This window comes from Streptomyces sp. WP-1 (assembly GCF_030450125.1).
Classification (GTDB): Bacteria; Actinomycetota; Actinomycetes; order Streptomycetales; family Streptomycetaceae; genus Streptomyces; species Streptomyces incarnatus.
In genome coordinates, this window is the sequence record NZ_CP123923.1 from 1,203,861 (window position 1) to 1,221,783 (window position 17,923).

Sequence of the window (17,923 nt, forward strand, 5' to 3'; positions counted from 1 at the left end):
AACGCCCCCGGCTCAGCCCGCGCTCACCCTCACCTCCCCGCCCTCGGGGTCCACCCGCCCGTGCCAGGACGCGTCGAGCTTCAGGGTGCGGTAGGGCTGGGCGGTGCCGGGGCCGAGGCGGGCGCGGTGCAGCAGGCGGCCGTCCTGGTGGACGTACAGGACGGGGCGGGGCAGGGGGGTGCCGGTGCGCAGGAGGTGGGGTGGGGGCGGGGCGGCCGGGTCGATGCGGCCGGGATCAAGGCCGTTGAGATCGAGGCCCTTGGGATCAAGGTCGTTGGGGGTGATGCGGTTGGGGGTGATCCAGCGCAGCGGCGGTTCGACGGTGACCGGGACACCGGGGCGCGGCCAGGGGGCGCCCGCCAGGTGGTGGAGGACGGCACCGGCCGCCCCGGCCCCCTCGCGGGCCGCGGTGCCGGCGGGCTCCACGGCGTGCAGGAGGTTCCCGGCGGCGAAGACGCCGGGGCGCGAGGTGTGCAGGGTGGTGGGCACGGCGGGGCCCCGCGTGCCGGGGTCGAGGGCGAGGGCGCCGCGCCGGGCGAGTTCGTGGTCCGGGACGAAGTCGCCGGTGAACACGACGGTGTCGCAGGGCAGTACGGTCGTACGGCCGTCCCGGTGGCGTACGCGGACGCCGGACAGCCGCCCGTGGCCGAGGAGTTCGGTGACCGTGGTGTCGGTCAGCAGCGGAACGCCCTGGACCAGACGGGCGGATCGCGCGCGGGCGCGGCTCGTCCGGGCCCGGGGGTGTTCCGTGACCAGCGCGACGACCTCGGCACCGGCCGTGCGGACGGTCCGGGCCGCCGCGTACGACACGTCCTGCGCGCCCACCACGACCACCCGGGTACCGATGTGCTGCCCGAACAGGTGTACTGTCTGCTGGAGTTCACCGGTGGTGTAGACGCCGGCGGGCCGGGTGCCCGGCACCAGGCGGGCCGCGCGGGGGCGTTCACGGGCCCCGGTGGCGAGGACGACGGCCCGCGCGGCGAGGGCCTCGGGTCCGTCGGGCCCGACGGTCAGCAGGACGTTCGTGCCGGAGGCGGCTCCACCTTCCCAGTCCAGCACGGTGGTTCGGGTTCTGATCACCGCGCCTGCCCGCTCGGCCGCCGTCGCGAGCAGGTGGGCGTATTGCGGGCCGGTCAGCGGTCGGGTCCAGGTGCCGAAGCCGCCGTGGGCGCAGTACCGGGGCACTCCCCCGGGCCGCGCCTCCCGCTCCAGGACCTCCACGCGTCCGGCACCGGCGGCGGCGAGCCGGGCCGCCGCGGCGAGACCCGCGGGCCCGGCCCCGACCACGAGGACGTCGACCTGTCGTACCGCCGTCACGCCCGCTCGCCCCTTCCCTGCCGCTCGAACAACTCCCGTACCGCGGCACCGCAGTAGAACCCCTGGCAGCGGCCCGCCCGGGCCCGGGTGCGGCGGCGCAGGCCGTCCAGGTCGCGCGGCGGGACCGGGGCGGCGAGGGCGTCGCGGATCTCGCCGAGGGAGACCCGCTCGCAGTGGCAGACGAGGGTGCCGTAGGCCGGGTCGGCGGCGATCGGTCCGGGCCGCTGGTAGGGGCGCGGGAACGCCTCGCCGAGGTTGGGCATGCGCACCGGATCGAGGTCGCGCTCGGGGCCGGGGTCGAGGCCCGTCGCGGCGAGCAGCGCGGTGACGTGCTCGGCGATGGCCAGGGAGGCGGTCAGGCCGGTGGATCGGATGCCGCCGACGGTGACGTACGACCGCTCGGGGTGCGCGGCGATCCGGTAGTCCTCCTGCCCGGTGGCCGCGCGCAACCCGGCGTAGACGGCGGTGACTTCCTCGTCGATCAGCGCGGGCAGGATACGGCGGCCCCGCTCCCGCAGCGTGGCGATGCCGTCGGCGGTGGTGCCGGTGGCCCGCTTGTCGTCCAGGTCCTCGGCGGTGGGGCCGAGCAGGACGTTGCCGTACACGGTGGGGGCGACCAGAATCCCCTTGCCGAGCGCGGTCGGTACGGGCAGCAGGATGTGCCGGACCAGCGGACGGGCGAACTTGTCGAACACCAGGAGCTGGCCGCGGCGCGGGGTGACGGTGAAGTCGTCGCGTCCGAGGCGGCGGTCGAGGGTGTCGGCGCCGAGCCCGGCCGCGTTCACGAGGTAGCGGGCGCGCAGGGCGCCACGGGAGGTGTGCAGGTGGTGGCCGCCGTCCCACGTCGCCTGTTCCACCGTGGCGTTCAGGTGCAGGTGGACTCCGGCGCGGACGGCCTGGGTGGCGTACGCCAGGGTGGTGGTCCAGGGGCAGATGATGCTCTCGCCGGGGATGTGCAGGGCGCCGAGCGCGCCGGGACCGAGGTGCGGCTCACGGGCGTACAGCTCCGCTCCGCTCAACGGACGCGCGTCGTGGTAGGAGTTGGCTTCCGCCTTCTCCGCGAGCCGTGGCAGGGCGGCGAGTTGTTCCTCGTCCCAGGCGACGAGCAGCGCGCCGACGGGTTCGACCGGGATGCCGGACTCGGCCGCGTAGGCCGCGAGGCGGGCGGATCCCTCGCGGACGAGCCGGGCCTCCAGGGTGCCGGGCACGGCGTCGAAACCGGTGTGCAGGATCGCGGTGTTGGCCTTGGAGGTGCCCTGGCCCACATCGTTCCGCGCCTCGATCAGGGCCACGCTCAGACGCGGGTGGCGGGCGAGCCGGCGGGCGATGGCGCAGCCGACGACCCCGGCGCCGACGACCGCGATGTCGTACGGCCGGTCGGGCAGGGGGCCCTCGGCGGTGACGGTCGGGGGCGCGGGGCCGCTCATGCGCCGGGCAGGGCGGCGACGGCCGCGCGGAAGCGGGCGCGGCGCTCGGCCGCCCGGTCGGCCGGGATACGGGGCTCGTACACGGCGGCGGGGCGCTCCTCGGGCAGGACGTCGGCGGCGTCGAGGGCGGGGTCGGCGCCGAGGCGGGCGAGGGCGGCGGCGCCGAGCGCGGTGGCGTCGGGCAACGCGGACACCTCTACGGGGAGTTGCAGCAGATCGGCCTGGGTCTGCATGAGCAGCGCGGAGCGGGTGAGGCCGCCGTCGGCGCGCAGCGCGCCGAGCGGGGTGCCGAGGTCGGTGGCGGCGGCCCCGGCGAGTTCGGCGACCTGGGCGGCGATGCCCTCGCACAGGGCGCGCACCAGATGGCCGGCGGTGGTGTCGAGGCCGAGCCCGGTGAGGGAGCCACGCAGCTCGCCGCGCCACCAGGGGGCGGCGAGTCCGGCGAGGGCGGGTACGAAGGTGACGCCGCCGCTGTCGGGGACGGTGCCGCCGACCGGGTCGAGGTCGGCGGCGGAGCCGATGACGCCGAGGTCGGCGAGCCAGCGCACGGCGGAGGCGGCCGTGTAGACCTGGCCGTCCAGGCAGTAACTGGTGGTCCCGCGCAGCCGCCACGCCACGCAGCTGACCAGCCCGCAGTCGCCGCGCCGGGGGCGTTCGCCGGTGTGGGCGAGCAGGAACGCGCCGGTGCCGTACGTGCACTTGGCGGCTCCCGGGGTGGTGACGCGCTGGGCGAGCAGCGCGGCCTGCTGGTCCACGATCAGGCCGGTGAGCGGGATGTCGTAGCCGAACTCCCTGGTGCTACCGACCGGTTGGGCGACGTCGGTGATCTCCGGGAGGCGCTCGCCGGTGAGGCCGTAGAGGTCGAGGGCGCGGGACGACCAGGCGACGTGGTCGAGGTCGAGGAGCTGGGTACGGCCGGCGGTGGCGGCGTCGGTGACGAAGGCGCCGGTGAGGCGGTGCACCAGCCAGGCGTCCGAGGTGGTGACGACGCCCTCGCGGGTGCGATGGCGGCGGATCCAGGCCATCTTGGGCGCGGCGAAGTAGGGGTCCAGGGGGAGCCCGGTGAGATGCCGCAACTCCTGGGCATTGTCGGCCAGTTCGGCGCAGATCGGCTCGGCGCGGCGGTCCTGCCAGACCAGGGCGTCGGTGAGCGGGCGGCCGGTGGCGGGGTCCCAGGCGAGGACGGTCTCGCCCTGGTTGGCGAGGCCCAGGGCGACGACGGGCTCCCCGGCCTCGGCGAGGGCGCTCCGGCCGGCCGTGACCACCGAGTCGTACAGCGCGTCCGGGTCCACCTCGACCAGCCCGCCGGGCCGGTACCGGGGACGGACCTCGGCGTATCCGGTGCCGAGGACGCCGCGCTCCGGGCAGACCACGAGCGCCTTGGTGCCGGAGGTGCCCTGGTCGACGGCGAGCACCGGCCCCGCCGTCACGCCGGTCCAGCCGTCTGCCGCTCCGGTACGGCCGTCCACCGCTCGGATCCAGCCGTCCACCACCCCGGTGCGGCCGTCCGGCCCGCCGCCCCCGTCGTCCCTCGCGGCAGCCCGGTCACCGTACCGCCCCTGCCATCCGTACCCCTCCCGCGCCCGGCACCAGAGATCACCGCGTCAGCCTGCCGCCGCGCGCATCCGGCGTCAAGCCGACCCGTGGCAGACCGATGATCTTCCAACTCACCCGGCTGGCTCATTGAGTTGGCAACAATGGTGAGGCAGAACGACCACCCCTATAGTGGCCGCCGACCACCACGCACCGCCCAGGGGAGGGCTGTTGCCACCTCATTCCGCCGCCTCGTCCGTGCGTCACCGGCTCCGGGGCATCGGCTGATGGCACGCGAGGGAGCGAGACCCTCCTACGACCCCGCAGGACCCGACCACGCCCTGCGCGCGGTCCTCCAGGAGGTGCGCGCCGGGCGCTGGGTGGCCATGCGCACCCTGCTCGCGGAGACCACCGAGTGGTGGATGTGGACCCGGCGCACCCAGATCCTCGCGGCGGCGGCCGCCGGCAGCGACGTGGTGCGCGCCTGGCTCGCGGAGGAGCCGGACAGCGCCCACGCCCAGGTGATGCGGGCCCGGATCGGTGTGGAACGGGCGTTACGGGCGCGCCGCGAACGGCATCTGCGCGCCCATGAGTTGTGGATCGAGGCATGGGACGCCGCCGAGACCGCGACCCTGCCCGCGCCGCGTGATCCCGTGCCCTGGATCTGCCTGCTCGCCCTCGCCCAGCTGGACCCCGAGCAGCGCTGGGCGGAGCACCGGGCCGATCCGCCCGAGCCGCACCTCGTGCCGGGCCCCTGGGGGCTGCTGGCCGAGGCCGCCGAGCGGGATCCGTTCAACCGCGAGGCGCATCACCGGATGCTCCAGTTCCTGTACGCGCGACGCGGCGTGGACGGTCGTACGGGAGCGCGGGGCCCCGACGAGGACGCCAACAGCCTGACGGACGCCGCCGGTTACGCCCGCTGGGCCGCGGCGCAGGCGCCACCCGGATCGGCGCTCCACCTCCTTCCCCTCCACGTCCGTGTCGAGCGCCACCGGCGCGCGCACCGCCCCGACCACACGCACTGGGCCACGGACGCCGCCGTCGACGAGGCGCGGGGTGCCCTGCATGCCTGGTTCGAGCACGCGCCACCCGGCCGGCGCGCGCAACCGGACCTCAACCATCTGGCGCACGCCCTGTGGGGTGCCCGTCAATTCGCCTGCGCGGACCGGGTGTTCGAGGCGATAGGCCCGTACTTCAGCCCGCCGCCCTGGATGTACCGCGCCCGGGACGGGGAACGCCCGGTGGACGTGTTCACACGGGCCCGCGACCACTGCCGCGCCCTGGCCGGCGACACCGCCACGGGCACCCCCGCCAAAGCCTGTGCCGATGCCTGCGCCGAGCCCCGCACCCGCACCGGAACCCGCCCCTGAGCGCCCCCACCGTCCCGGTCCACTCCCGAACCCCCAGGTCCCCCCCCACCCCCGGAGGTCCCCCCCATGTCCCCCTCCCCCGAGCTGCCCCAGCAGGACGAGGAGCGGCGCCTGCGCGAACTCGGCTACCGCCCCGTACTCGCCCGCCGCATGGGCGGTTTCGGCAACTTCGCGATCAGCTTCTCGGTGATCTCGATCCTGTCCGGCTGTATGACCCTGTACGGGTTCGGCCTGAACACGGGCGGGCCCGCCGTGATGCTGTGGGGCTGGGCGGGCGTCGGGCTGTTCGTGCTGTGCGTCGGGCTCGCGCTCGCCGAGGTCACCAGCGCGTATCCGACGTCGGGCGCCCTGTACTACATGGCCGACCGGCTCGGCGGGCGCCGCTGGGGCTGGTACACGGGCTGGCTGAACCTGCTGGGGCTGCTCGGCGCGATCGCCGGGATCGACTACGGCGCCGCCCTGTTCGCCGGCGCGTTCGCCAACCTCCAGTGGGGCTTCGTGCCGACCCCGGGCAGGACGATGCTGATCTTCTGCGCCGTCCTGCTGCTGCACGCGGTGCTGAACCTGTTCGGCGTCCGCGTCGTCAGCCTCCTCAACTCGGTCAGTGTCTGGTGGCACTTGGCGGGCGTCGCGCTGATCGTCGGCGCGCTCGCGATCGTCCCCGACCACCACCGCTCGCCGTCCTTCGTGTTCACCACGTTCGTCAACGGGACCGGCTGGTCGAACCCGGTCTACGTCGCGGCGATCGGCCTGCTGCTCGCCCAGTACACCTTCTCCGGCTACGACGCCTCCGCCCATCTCTCCGAGGAGACCTCGCGCGCCTCGGTGTCGGCGGCCAAGGGCATCGTCCGGGCCATCTGGGTCTCCTGGCTCGCGGGCTTCGTGCTGCTGGCCGGGCTGACCTTCGCCATCCAGGACTACGACGCCACGCGCACCACTGCCACCGGGGTGCCGCCCGCGCAGATCCTGCTCGACGGCCTCGGCACGGGTGGCGCGAAGGCGCTGCTGCTGGTGGTGATCGTGGCCCAGCTGTTCTGCGGGAACGCCGAGGTCGCCGCGGCCAGCCGGATGGTGTTCGCGTTCAGCCGGGACGGCGCGCTGCCCGGCTCCCGGCTGTGGCGCACGGTCAGTGGCCGCACCCAGACCCCGGTGGCCGCCGTATGGCTGTCGGTGGGGGTGGCCGGGGTCCTCGCGCTGCCGTCGCTGTACTCGGCGACTGCGTACAACGCGGTGACCGCGATCAATGTCATCGGCATCACCCCCGCGTACGCCATCCCGGTGCTGCTGCGGCTGCGGGCGGGCGACCGGTTCCGGCGCGGGCCCTGGCATCTGGGCCGGTGGAGCAGGCCGGTCGGCTGGGTCGCGGTGGTCTGGGTGGCGGGTGTCACGGTCCTGTTCTGCCTGCCGCAGTCCTCGCCGGTCACCGTCGGCACGATGAACTACGCGGCCGTGGCACTGGCCGTCGTCCTCCTCCTCGCCAGCGCCTGGTGGTACGTCGCCCGCCGCTCGTACGGCACCCCGACGGCGGCGTACGGCAGCGACCGCGACCAGGCCGAACTCGCCGAGGGCATCATCTGATCGAGGGCCCCGGTGCTCCAGCGGGCCCGGTGAGAGGGCGCGTTCCGGATACGGCAGGATGAACGCTCGTGCCGGTCACCGGAGTTCCGGGGCCGGCACGTTCGTACTTCCCGCACATCGAGCAGGTGACAACGTGACGAGACCTCGCATACGGCCCTCCGTACGGATCCCGGGTTTTGGGGGTGAGCGGTGAACCGTGCGCTGACCCTGGACGACGCGGTGGTCGCCGGCGTCGCGGTCGCGGCGGGCCTGCTGGCCGCCTTCCTCTCCCGTTCGCTGCTGCGCTGGCTGGCCAAGCACGCCAAGCGGACCCGGTGGAGCGGCGACGACATCATCGTGGACGCGCTGCGCTCGATCGTGCCGTGGGCGCTGGTCGCGGCGGGGGTGGCGGCCGCGGCGATCGTGCTCCCCCTCACCAGGTCCGTGCAGCACCACACCGACCAGGTGCTGGAGGTGTGGCTGATCCTCGTGGCCACGCTGTCCGCGGCGCGGGTGATCACCGGTCTGGTGCACACGTTCACGCAGTCGCGGTCGGGGGTGGCGGGCTCGGCGACCATCTTCGTCAACATCACCCGGGTGCTGGTCCTGGCGATCGGCTTCCTGGTGGTGCTCCAGACGCTGGGGATCTCCATCGCGCCGCTGCTCACCGCGCTGGGCGTCGGCGGTCTCGCGGTGGCGCTCGCGCTCCAGGACACTCTCGCGAACCTCTTCGCGGGCGTCCACATCCTGGCGTCCAAGACCGTCCAGCCGGGCGACTACATCCAGCTGAGCAGCGGTGAGGAGGGGTACGTCGTCGACATCAACTGGCGTCAGACGACGGTCCGCAAGCTGTCCAACAACCTGGTGGTGATCCCGAACGGCCAGCTCGCCAAGGCCAACATGACCAACTACACCCGGCCCGAGCAGCGGCTCACGGTGCCGGTGCAGGTGGGCGTGAGCTACGACGCCGACCTGGAGAAGGTGGAGCGGGTGACCGCCGAGGTGGTCGTGGAGGTCATGCGCAAGGTGCCGGGGGCGCTGCCGGACCACGAGCCCGCGATCCGCTTCCACACCTTCGGCGACTCCCGCATCGGCTTCACGGTGATCCTCGGCATCGGCGAGTTCAGCGACCAGTACCGGATCAAACACGAATTCATCAAGCGCCTGCACCGCCGCTACCAGGAGGAGAACATCCGCATCCCCTCCCCGGTCCGCACGGTCGCCATCCAGCAGGGCTCCTTCACGATTCCGCAGCAGCGGAGCGCGGGGGACGTGTCACGGGAGCCCGCCGAGTAGGGGGTCGCTGGCGGGGGCGGGGGCCCGGCCGCCGAGGGAGGTGGGGGCGCGCCATGATCGCGGGCGGGACGGAGGCCCGTCGCTCGTCGGGACGGAGGCCCGTCGCTCGTGCAGGGCGCGGGAAGCCGCTGAGCGGGGCACCGATCGGGAGGACGGGGACCCGACCGCCGACGGGGATGGGGGCGCGTCATGGTTACGGGCGGGGACGGGGGCCGTCGCTCGCGGAGATCAGGAGCGCGCGGCTGAGACCGGTCACAGAGGCGAAGCTCCGCCTCCTCGGCGGGGGCCGGCCGGGCGGGTGGGGACCCGTCACCGCAGGAGGTCGGAGACGAACGCCGACCACCGAGGCCGGACGAGCCGCACACCGGCAGCCAAAGCGGAAGCCGGGAACTGGGGGCCGCCGAGAACGCGGGCCGCAGAACAGATCGCGCCACAAAAGCCGGATCCCGCCTCCCGGCACGGCCGCCGGGCACGGGAGCCGGGCACGCCCGAGCGCGAGGGCCGTCGTACAGGCGGCCCGGGGTGGGGGCCGTACACGCAGGCCAGGGAGCGAGGCGGCCACCGGGGCGGATGCGGAAGCCCGCAGCCAAGACAGAAACACCTCACCGAGGGGCCGGCCAAGCCCTAAGCGGAACCCGCACCCCGCCTCCGACCCCGCACCCGACCACCCGGACCCGGCACCCCGCACCGCACACAGCCACCCGGACCCGGCACCCCACACCCCGCTACCCGGACCCGGACCCGGCACCCGACCCCTGCCCGCCCGACCCGACCCGGCCCGGGCCCCAGGCCCCCGGCCCCCAGCGCAGGCCCCGGTCCCCGGCCCCCGGCCCCCGCACGATCCCCGCCCCACCCCGTACCCTCGTACCGATATGACCGTTTCCCCCGACCCCCACCCCCTCGACCAGCGGCTCGACGCCCTTGCCCGGCAGCCGTTCCGGGCCCGGTTTCATCTGCGGGGGCCGGAGCGGGTCACCGCCGAGGAGAAGGGGGTGGCCACGATCCGGTGGCACGCCTATGACCTGGTCGCCAAGCGGCTCGCGCCGGCCGAGCCGTACAAGGACGGAAAGCAGACGCCGTACCGGGGCCACCCCGTCTTCGTGGCGCAGCACGCGACCGCCACCTGCTGCCGGAACTGCCTGCTCCGGTGGCACGGCATCCCCAAGGGACGACAGCTGACCAGGGACGAACACCTGTACGTCGTGGAGGTGATCTGCCGCTGGATCGAGCGCGAGCTCACCCGTGGGGCCGGGGAACCAAGCGGAGGCGCCTGACCAGGCAGGGCGGCCGGTCGGCGGAAAACAGCGGCCCCGGGAGCCACCCCTGTCGAGCCCGCCCCCGGCACGAGATATCTTGATGTCGAGCAATGTTGCAGACGTGGAGCGGAGCACCCGGTGACTGACTCGACCATCATCTACACGTATACAGACGAGGCCCCGGCCCTGGCGACGCATTCGTTCCTGCCGGTGGTCCGGGCGTACGCCTCGCAGGCCGGTGTGCCCGTGCAGACCCGCGACATCTCGCTGGCCGGGCGCATCATCGCCGTATTCCCGGAGTACCTGAACGAGGACCAGCGCATCGCGGACGCGCTGACCGAGCTGGGCGAGCTTGCCAAGACCCCCTCGGCCAACATCATCAAGCTGCCGAACATCTCGGCGTCCATCCCGCAGCTCAAGGCCGCCATCGCCGAGCTGCAGGGCAAGGGCTACGCGCTGCCGGACTACCCGGACGACCCGAAGTCGGACGAGGAGCGCGAGATCCGCGCCCGCTACGACAAGATCAAGGGCTCCGCGGTCAACCCGGTCCTGCGTGAGGGCAACTCCGACCGCCGCGCCCCGGCCTCGGTGAAGAACTACGCCAAGACCCACCCGCACCGCATGGGCGCCTGGACCGCCGAGTCCAGGACCAATGTGGCGACCATGAGCGACAACGACTTCGCCAGCACGGAGAAGTCCACCGTGATCGCCGAGGACACCACCCTGCGCTTCGAGCTGGTCGGCGCCGACGGCACCACCACCGAGCTGCGCGCGCCGCTCAAGGTCATCGCGGGTGAGGTCGTGGACGCCGCCGTGCTGCGCGCCGCCGCCCTCAACGAGTTCCTCGCCGCGCAGGTCGCCCGCGCCAAGCAGGAGGGCGTGCTGTTCTCCGTGCACCTGAAGGCCACGATGATGAAGGTCTCCGACCCGATCATCTTCGGTCACGTGGTGCGCACCTTCTTCCCGAAGACGTTCGCGAAGTACGGCGAGACTCTCAAGGCGGCCGGTCTCTCCCCGAACGACGGCCTCGGCGGCATCTACAAGGGCCTGGAGAACCTGCCCGAGGGTGCCGAGATCAAGGCGTCCTTCGACGCCGAGCTGGCCGACGGCCCGGCGCTGGCCATGGTCGACTCCGACAAGGGCATCACCAACCTGCACGTCCCCTCGGACGTCATCGTGGACGCCTCCATGCCCGCGATGATCCGTACCTCCGGCCACATGTGGGGCGCGGACGGCCAGGAGCACGACACCCTCGCGGTGCTGCCGGACCACAGCTACTCCGGCGTCTACCAGGCCGTGATCGAGGACTGCCGCGCCAACGGCGCCTTCGACCCGTCCACCATGGGCTCGGTGCCGAACGTCGGCCTCATGGCGCAGAAGGCCGAGGAGTACGGCTCCCACGACAAGACCTTCGAGATCCCGGCCGACGGCACGGTCCGCCTGGTCGACGCGGCCGGCAACGTGGTCCTGGAGCAGGCCGTGGCCCAGGGCGACATCTTCCGCGCCTGCCAGACCAAGGACGACCCGATCCGCGACTGGGTCAAGCTGGCCGTCACCCGCGCCCGCGCCACCGGCGACCCGGCCGTGTTCTGGCTGGACGAGAACCGCGCCCACGACGCGCAGCTGATCGCCAAGGTCAAGGAGTACCTGCCGGAGCACGACACCGAGGGCCTGGACATCCGGATCCTGTCCCCGATCGAGGCCACCAAGCTGTCGGTGGAGCGCATCCGCCGCGGCGAGAACACCATCTCGGTCACCGGCAACGTGCTGCGCGACTACCTGACCGACCTGTTCCCGATCCTGGAGCTGGGCACCAGCGCCAAGATGCTGTCGGTCGTCCCGCTGATGGCGGGCGGCGGCCTGTTCGAGACCGGTGCCGGCGGCTCCGCGCCCAAGCACGTCCAGCAGCTGGTCAAGGAGAACTACCTGCGCTGGGACTCGCTCGGCGAGTTCTTCGCGCTCGTCCCCTCCCTGGAGCAGTACGCGGCGGCCACCGGCAACACCCGCGCCAAGGTCCTGGCCGACGCCCTGGACCGCGCCACGGCGACCTTCCTCAACGAGGACAAGTCCCCGACCCGTCGCCTCGGCGGCATCGACAACCGCGGCAGCCACTTCTACCTGTCCCTGTACTGGGCGCAGGAGCTGGCCAAGCAGACCGACGACGCCGACCTGGCCAAGGCGTTCGCGCCGCTCGCCGAGTCCCTCGCGGCCGACGAGCAGCAGATCGTGTCCGAGCTGAACAGCGTCCAGGGCCGGCCGGTCGACCTCGGCGGCTACTACCGCGTCGACCAGGAGAAGGCGGACGCGGTGATGCGTCCGTCGGCCACCTGGAACGCGGCGCTCGCCTCGCTGAGCTGATCCCGGCTCATCACAGCGGCGCGCCCCACCGCCCTCGTCGGGTGGTGGGGCGCGCTGCTGTTCCCGCTTACGGGTGGTAGATCTCCGACAGGGCGGTGATCTGGCCCTTGGCGTTGACGTGGTAGGTGAAGTACGGGGTGTTGGCGAGCTTGTGGTTCGCCAGCCAGGTCGGCGCGACCTTCACGGTCGTGGTGTCGCGCAGGACCTCGACGGAGGCGCCCGACGCGAAGCCGAGCGAGCGGGCGGCGCCGCTCGGGGTGTAGACGACGTCCTCGTCGTTCCTCGTGTTCACCTTGCAGGTCTGCGGGGTGACGCGCACGACGGCCTTGCCCTTGACGTTCTTGGCGGAGTCCAGCTTCAGGAAGTGGCGGCCCGCGGGCAGGTGGCACGGCTTCCAGGTGGTGGCCGCGGCGGCCGGGGCGGCCGCCTGCCTCGGGGCGGCGCCGGCGGACCCGGACGCGGTGGCGAGCAGGGCCGCGGCCGAGGCGGCGACGAGGGCGGCGGAGACGTGGCGGTGGTTCATGGAGCTTCCTCTGCTACGAATGCTGCGAAGATCTGCTGACATCGGGACAGACAGCGGTCCGGGAGCACGGGTTACACCGGCCCCGAGGCTGTGACGGGACGGTGACAACCGGTACCCGGCTAAGACGATCGCCCCGGGCGCGCCGCATGGACGATCGCTCCGGGCCGCTCCCGTGTCGGGTCCCCGTGTCGGGAGCATTGCGGCCGCGTGTCGTCCATGACGTCCTCATGTCGCCTCGCGCGTAAGCCTGTCGGCCGGCGTACGCGCGTGGTTGCCTCGTGCCACGTCACCGCCTCCCGCGCACGAGGAGCCCGCACCATGAGCACGCAGCCCGACACCGCCGCCTGGTCCTTCGAGACGAAGCAGATCCACGCGGGCGCCGCCCCCGACCCCGCGACCGGCGCACGGGCCACCCCCGTCTACCAGACCACCTCGTTCGTGTTCCGGGACACCCAGCACGCGGCCGACCTGTTCTCGCTGGCCGAGCCCGGCAACATCTACACCCGGATCCACAACCCCACGACGGACGTGTTCGAGCAGCGGGTCGCCGCGCTGGAGGGCGGGGTCGGGGCGGTCGCGCTGGCCTCGGGGCAGGCCGCGGAGACCCTGGCGATCCTGACCCTGGCGGGCGCCGGTGACCACATCGTCTCCAGCACGGCGCTGTACGGCGGCACGTACAACCTCTTCCGGCACACGCTGGCGCGGCTCGGCATCGAGGTGTCGTTCGTGGACGACCCGGACGACCCCGAGGCCTGGCGGGCGGCGATCCGGCCCACCACCAAGGCGCTGTTCGCCGAGTCGCTCGGCAACCCGCGCGGCAATGTGCTGGACGTACGGGCGGTCGCGGACGTGGCGCACGCGGCCGGGGTGCCGCTGATCGTGGACAACACCGTGCCGACCCCGTATCTGCTGCGGCCGATCGAGCACGGCGCGGACATCGTGGTGCACTCGGCGACCAAGTTCCTCGGCGGGCACGGCACCGCGGTCGCCGGTGTGGTGGTGGACGGCGGCACCTTCGACTTCGGCGCCCACGCGGACCGGTTCCCGGACTTCAGCGGGCCGGACCCGAGCTATCACGGGCTGCGCTACTGGCCGGCGCTCGGACCGGGCGCGTACGCGGTGAAGCTGCGGGTGCAGCTGCTGCGCGACCTCGGCCCGGCGCTCGCCCCGCACTCGGCGTTCCTGCTGCTCCAGGGCGTGGAGACGCTGAGCCTGCGCCTTGAGCGGCACACCGCCAACGCGCAGGCGCTGGCCGAGTGGCTGGAGCGGCGCGACGAGGTGGCGAGCGTCCACTACGCGGGCCTGGAGTCCAGCCCGTGGTACGAGGCCGGGCAGAAGTACCTGCCGCGCGGGGCCGGGGCCATTGTCTCCTTCGAGCTGCGCGGCGGGATCGAGGCGGGCAAGCGGTTCGTGGACGCGGTCGAGCTGTTCAGCCATCTCGCGAACATCGGCGACGTACGCAGTCTGATCATCCACCCGGCGTCCACCACGCACAGCCAGCTCACCGAGGAGGAGGCGGCGGCCACCGGCACGGCGCCGGGTCTGGTGCGGCTGTCGGTCGGCATCGAGAACCTGGCCGATCTCAAGGCGGATCTGGAGGCCGGCTTCCGCGCGGCGAAGGGCGCGTAGGTGGGCGCGGTCACGGCGGCCGAGCGGGTGCCGGCCACCGGGGCCTGGCGGGAGGGGGACCCGCCGGGCCACCGGCGGTGGTTCACGGCCGGCCGGCCGCTGCCGCTGGAGGCGGGGGGTGAACTCCCCGGCGTACGGCTGGCGTTCGAGACCTGGGGGCGGCTGGCGCCGGACGCGTCCAACGCGGTGCTGGTGCTGCACGCGCTCACCGGTGACAGCCATGTCGCCGGTCCCGCCGGGCCCGGGCACCCCACGCCCGGCTGGTGGGAGCCGCTGGTCGGGCCCGGACGGCCGCTGGACACCGACCGGTGGTTCGTGGTGGCCCCCAATGTGCTGGGCGGCTGCCAGGGCAGCACGGGCCCGTCCTCGGCGCGTCCGGACGGCCGCCGGGCCTGGGGCGGCGCCTTCCCGTTCCTCACCCAGCGGGACCAGGTCGCGGCGGAGGCGGCTCTCGCGGACGCGCTCGGCATCGACCGCTGGGCCCTGGTGGCGGGCGGTTCGATGGGCGGGATGCGGGCGGTGGAGTGGGCGGTGTCGTACCCGGAGCGCACCGGGTCGCTGCTGCTGCTCGCCACGACGGGGGCGGCGAGCGCGGAGCAGATCGCCTGGGCGGGCATCCAGCTGCGCGCGATCCGCACGGACCCCGACTGGCGGGGCGGCGACTACCACGATGCCGCGCGCGGCCCCCACACCGGCCTCGGCCTCGCCCGCCGGCTCGCCCACGTCACCTACCGCAGCGAACCGGAGCTGGCCGCCCGCTTCGGCCGGACCCCGCAGGACCCGGAGGACCCCTGGCGGGGCGGCCGCTACCAGGTGGACTCCTACCTGGACCATCACGCCGAGAAGCTGGTACGACGCTTCGACGCGGCGAGTTACGTCGTCCTCACGGAGGCCATGAACGCCCATGACGCCGGCCGCTCCCGGGGCGGCCTGCGCCCGGCCCTCGCCCGCATCACGGCCCCCACGCTGGTCGCCGGTGTCGACTCCGACCGCCTCTACCCCCTCGCCCAGCAGCACGAGTTGGCCGCCGCGATCCCGGGCGCCGACCGGACGCGGGTGGTGGAATCGCCGTACGGGCACGACGGGTTCCTGATCGAGACGGAGCAGGTGGGCTCGCTGGTCACGGAGTTGCTGGGCTGATCGTCACCACTCGCGCGGGGCGATCAGCTCCTCCACGTCCGCCTCCTCGAAGCCGTACGCATGCGCGATGCAGCCGAACTCGCCGCCTATCTCGTCCCGGGCCACGGTCTCGATCCCGCTGCCGGCGGCCTCGAACTCGGCTTCCAGCGCGTTGAACTCCTCGGTGGCCGCGTGGGTGAGCCGGTAGAGCGCGGGCAGGTCGGCGGGCCGCTCGGCCTCGATGCGGGCGCACAGGGCGAGCAGGATCGACCGGGCCTTGTCCAGGACGTGGTCCGGGTAGTAGGCGTCCCGGTACAGCGCCGCCAGGAATGTATGTTCCTTCATACCGCGATCCTGCACCACGCCACTGACAACGACGCCACCGACAAAGACGCCACCGCCGACGCCCGGGAGCCGCCGATGCCCGCGTTCGAACTCCTGCCCGGCGCACCCGACTCCCCCGTCCTGCTGCATGTGCCGCACTCCGCCCGCGCGATCCCCGAGGACGTCCGGGCCGGGATCCTGCTGGACGACAGCGCGCTGGAGCGGGAGTTGGACCACATCACGGACGCGCACACCGCCGAGCTGGCCGGGCGGGCGGCGGGGGCGGCCGGGCGCGCGCCGTGGCGGTTCGTGAATCGGTTGTCGCGGCTGGTGGTGGACCCGGAGCGGTTCCCGGACGAGCGGGAGGAGATGCTCGCCGCCGGGATGGGCGCCGTGTACACGCACACCACGCACCGCGTGCGGCTGCGGCCCGCGGACACCGACCCGGAGCCGTTGGTCGCACGCTACTTCCGGCCGTACGCCGAGGCCATGACGCGGGCCGTGGCCGGGCGGCTGGCGGCGACCGGGCGGGCCGTGATCGTGGACGTGCACTCCTACCCGGCGCGGGCGCTCCCCTACGAGCTGCACGGGGACGGCCCGCGCCCGCCGGTGTGCCTGGGCACCGACCCCTTCCACACCCCGTCGAGACTGCTCGCCGCCGCCCGCGAGGCGTTCGCCGAGTGCGGGGAGACGGGGCTGGACAGCCCGTTCGCCGGGACCTATGTGCCGCTGGAGTACTACGGCACCGACCCCCGCGTGGAGGCGCTGATGATCGAGATCCGGCGGGACACCTACATGGACGAGCCCGGCGGACCGGCCGGCCCTGGGCTCGACCGGCTCGCGGCGGCGCTGGCCGCGCTGGCCGACGCGCTCTAGCCGGTCCCGGCGGAATGCACCGCAGCCACGCCGGTCGGCGGCCCGTACACCCTCCGCCTGGAGCAGTCCCGCACGACACCCGCCGCGCCCCGGCCCATCGTGGAGGGCATGACGACCATGGAGACCAGTGCGCCCACCGGCCAGGAACCGCCCCCCGTCCGGGACTGGCCCGCGATCGACCTGGACGGCACCGAGTTCGACCCGGTGCTCGCGGGACTGGTGCGCGAGGGGCCGCTGACCCGAATACGGCTGCCCTTCGGCGAGGGCTGGGCCTGGCTGGCCACCCGCTACGAGCACGTGAAGCTGATCACCAACGATCCGCGGTTCAGCCGCGCGGAGGTCGCCCGCGGCCGGGTCACCCGGCTGGCCCCGAACTTCGCGCCCCGCCCCGGCTCGCTCGCCTGGGCCGACCAGCCGGACCACAACCGGCTGCGCAAGCCCATCGCCGGCGCCTTCACGGTCGGCGCGATGAAGCGGCTGCGGCCCCGCGCCCAGGAGATCCTGGACGAGCTGGTGGACGGCGTGGTCCGCGAGGGCCCGCCCGCCGACCTGGTCGAGCGGGTGCTGGAGCCGTTCCCGCTGTACGTGGTCAGCGAGGTGATGGGCGTCCCCGAGACCGACCGGGAGCAGGTGCACGACTGGACGCGGCAGATCATCTCCCTGTGCGGGGGCGCGGAGGCCGCGGACCGGGCCAAGAACGGGCTGTACGGCTGGATCACCGAGATCGTCCGGGCCCGCGCCCGCAGCGCCGGCGAGGACGTCTACTCGATGCTCGGGGGCGCCGTGGCGCGCGGTGAGATCGGTGAGGAGGAGGCCGTCGGGCTCGCCGGACCGCTCCAGATCGGCGGCGAGGCGGTCACCCACAACTGCGGGCAGATGCTCTATCTGCTGCTGACCCGGCCGGAGTTGATGGCGCGCATGCGCGCACGGCCCGACGAACGCGGCCCGGTGTTCGACGAGTTGCTGCGCTGGATCCCGCACCGCAGCACCGTCGGACTCGCCCGGATCGCCCTGGAGGACGTGGAGATCGCCGGGCACCGGATCGCCGCGGGCGAGGCGGTCTACGTCTCCTACCTGGCCGCCAACCGCGACCCGGAGGTCTTCCCGGACCCGGACGGCATCGTCCCGGACCGGGACCCCAACCCGCATGTCGCCTTCGGCAACGGCCACCACTACTGCACCGGCGCGGTCCTGGCCCGCCTCCAGCTGGAGCTGCTGGTGGACACGCTCCTGGAGCGGCTGCCGGGGCTGCGGCTCGCCGTGCCGCCCGAGGAGGTCCGGTGGCGGCAGCAGACGATGATCCGGGGGCCGCGCACCCTGCCGGTGACCTGGTGAGCC

The 17,923-nt window shown here is 73.7% G+C and carries 14 protein-coding genes; 9 read left to right on the forward strand and 5 right to left on the reverse strand.

Annotated features, from left to right (window positions below; genetic code table 11):
- Positions 1 to 12: 12 nt before the first annotated feature.
- The 3 genes from QHG49_RS04995 to QHG49_RS05005 are packed head-to-tail and all read right to left on the reverse strand — an operon-like array spanning position 13 to position 4,213.
- The gene (locus tag QHG49_RS04995; protein WP_301487353.1) at positions 13 to 1,317 is read right to left on the reverse strand and encodes an FAD-dependent oxidoreductase; all 1,305 of its coding nucleotides are present in this window, start codon (positions 1,315 to 1,317) and stop codon (positions 13 to 15) included.
- Entirely contained in the window at positions 1,314 to 2,744 is a 1,431-nt protein-coding gene (locus QHG49_RS05000; protein ID WP_301487354.1) for an NAD(P)/FAD-dependent oxidoreductase, read from the reverse strand. The genes QHG49_RS04995 and QHG49_RS05000 overlap by 4 nt, the downstream gene beginning before the upstream one ends.
- On the reverse strand, positions 2,741 to 4,213 hold the full coding sequence (locus QHG49_RS05005; protein ID WP_301487355.1) for an FGGY family carbohydrate kinase: 1,473 nt from the start codon (positions 4,211 to 4,213) through the stop codon (positions 2,741 to 2,743). The genes QHG49_RS05000 and QHG49_RS05005 overlap by 4 nt, the downstream gene beginning before the upstream one ends.
- A gap of 351 nt (positions 4,214 to 4,564) precedes the next feature.
- Here QHG49_RS05005 and QHG49_RS05010 point away from each other — a divergent pair, with 351 nt between their 5' ends.
- From QHG49_RS05010 to QHG49_RS05030, 5 genes are all read left to right on the forward strand, one after another.
- Positions 4,565 to 5,647, forward strand: coding sequence for a hypothetical protein (locus QHG49_RS05010; protein WP_301487356.1), 1,083 nt, complete (start codon positions 4,565 to 4,567; stop codon positions 5,645 to 5,647).
- Positions 5,648 to 5,713: 66 nt separating this feature from the next.
- Positions 5,714 to 7,225, forward strand: coding sequence for an amino acid permease (locus QHG49_RS05015; protein ID WP_301487357.1), 1,512 nt, complete (start codon positions 5,714 to 5,716; stop codon positions 7,223 to 7,225).
- Between the two features lie 189 nt (positions 7,226 to 7,414).
- The gene (locus QHG49_RS05020) at positions 7,415 to 8,500 is read left to right on the forward strand and encodes a mechanosensitive ion channel family protein (protein WP_301487358.1); all 1,086 of its coding nucleotides are present in this window, start codon (positions 7,415 to 7,417) and stop codon (positions 8,498 to 8,500) included.
- 872 nt (positions 8,501 to 9,372) lie between these two features.
- Positions 9,373 to 9,774 carry a DUF4186 domain-containing protein gene (locus QHG49_RS05025; protein ID WP_301487359.1) on the forward strand — a complete coding sequence of 134 codons (402 nt, stop codon included), beginning with the start codon at positions 9,373 to 9,375 and terminating at the stop codon, positions 9,772 to 9,774.
- A 120-nt stretch (positions 9,775 to 9,894) separates the two neighbouring features.
- Positions 9,895 to 12,114, forward strand: a complete 2,220-nt coding sequence (locus tag QHG49_RS05030) for an NADP-dependent isocitrate dehydrogenase (protein WP_301487360.1) — start codon at positions 9,895 to 9,897, stop codon at positions 12,112 to 12,114.
- A 67-nt stretch (positions 12,115 to 12,181) separates the two neighbouring features.
- On the opposite strand, the gene QHG49_RS05035 is transcribed toward QHG49_RS05030, so the two are convergent.
- Positions 12,182 to 12,637 (reverse strand): hypothetical protein, encoded by a 456-nt coding sequence (locus tag QHG49_RS05035; RefSeq protein ID WP_301487361.1) that lies wholly within the window; start codon positions 12,635 to 12,637, stop codon positions 12,182 to 12,184.
- Between the two features lie 318 nt (positions 12,638 to 12,955).
- Here QHG49_RS05035 and QHG49_RS05040 point away from each other — a divergent pair, with 318 nt between their 5' ends.
- Positions 12,956 to 14,266 (forward strand): bifunctional o-acetylhomoserine/o-acetylserine sulfhydrylase, encoded by a 1,311-nt coding sequence (locus QHG49_RS05040; RefSeq protein WP_301487362.1) that lies wholly within the window; start codon positions 12,956 to 12,958, stop codon positions 14,264 to 14,266.
- Positions 14,267 to 15,406, forward strand: coding sequence for a homoserine O-acetyltransferase (locus QHG49_RS05045; protein ID WP_201300719.1), 1,140 nt, complete (start codon positions 14,267 to 14,269; stop codon positions 15,404 to 15,406).
- A 3-nt stretch (positions 15,407 to 15,409) separates the two neighbouring features.
- Here QHG49_RS05045 and QHG49_RS05050 read toward each other — a convergent pair whose 3' ends face one another.
- The gene (locus tag QHG49_RS05050) at positions 15,410 to 15,730 is read right to left on the reverse strand and encodes a DUF5713 family protein (RefSeq protein ID WP_159706795.1); all 321 of its coding nucleotides are present in this window, start codon (positions 15,728 to 15,730) and stop codon (positions 15,410 to 15,412) included.
- Between the two features lie 75 nt (positions 15,731 to 15,805).
- Between QHG49_RS05050 and QHG49_RS05055 the strand changes: the two genes are divergently transcribed.
- Positions 15,806 to 16,585 (forward strand): N-formylglutamate amidohydrolase, encoded by a 780-nt coding sequence (locus QHG49_RS05055; RefSeq protein ID WP_159708769.1) that lies wholly within the window; start codon positions 15,806 to 15,808, stop codon positions 16,583 to 16,585.
- A gap of 108 nt (positions 16,586 to 16,693) precedes the next feature.
- The gene (locus QHG49_RS05060) at positions 16,694 to 17,920 is read left to right on the forward strand and encodes a cytochrome P450 (protein ID WP_159706793.1); all 1,227 of its coding nucleotides are present in this window, start codon (positions 16,694 to 16,696) and stop codon (positions 17,918 to 17,920) included.
- Positions 17,921 to 17,923 lie beyond the last annotated feature (3 nt).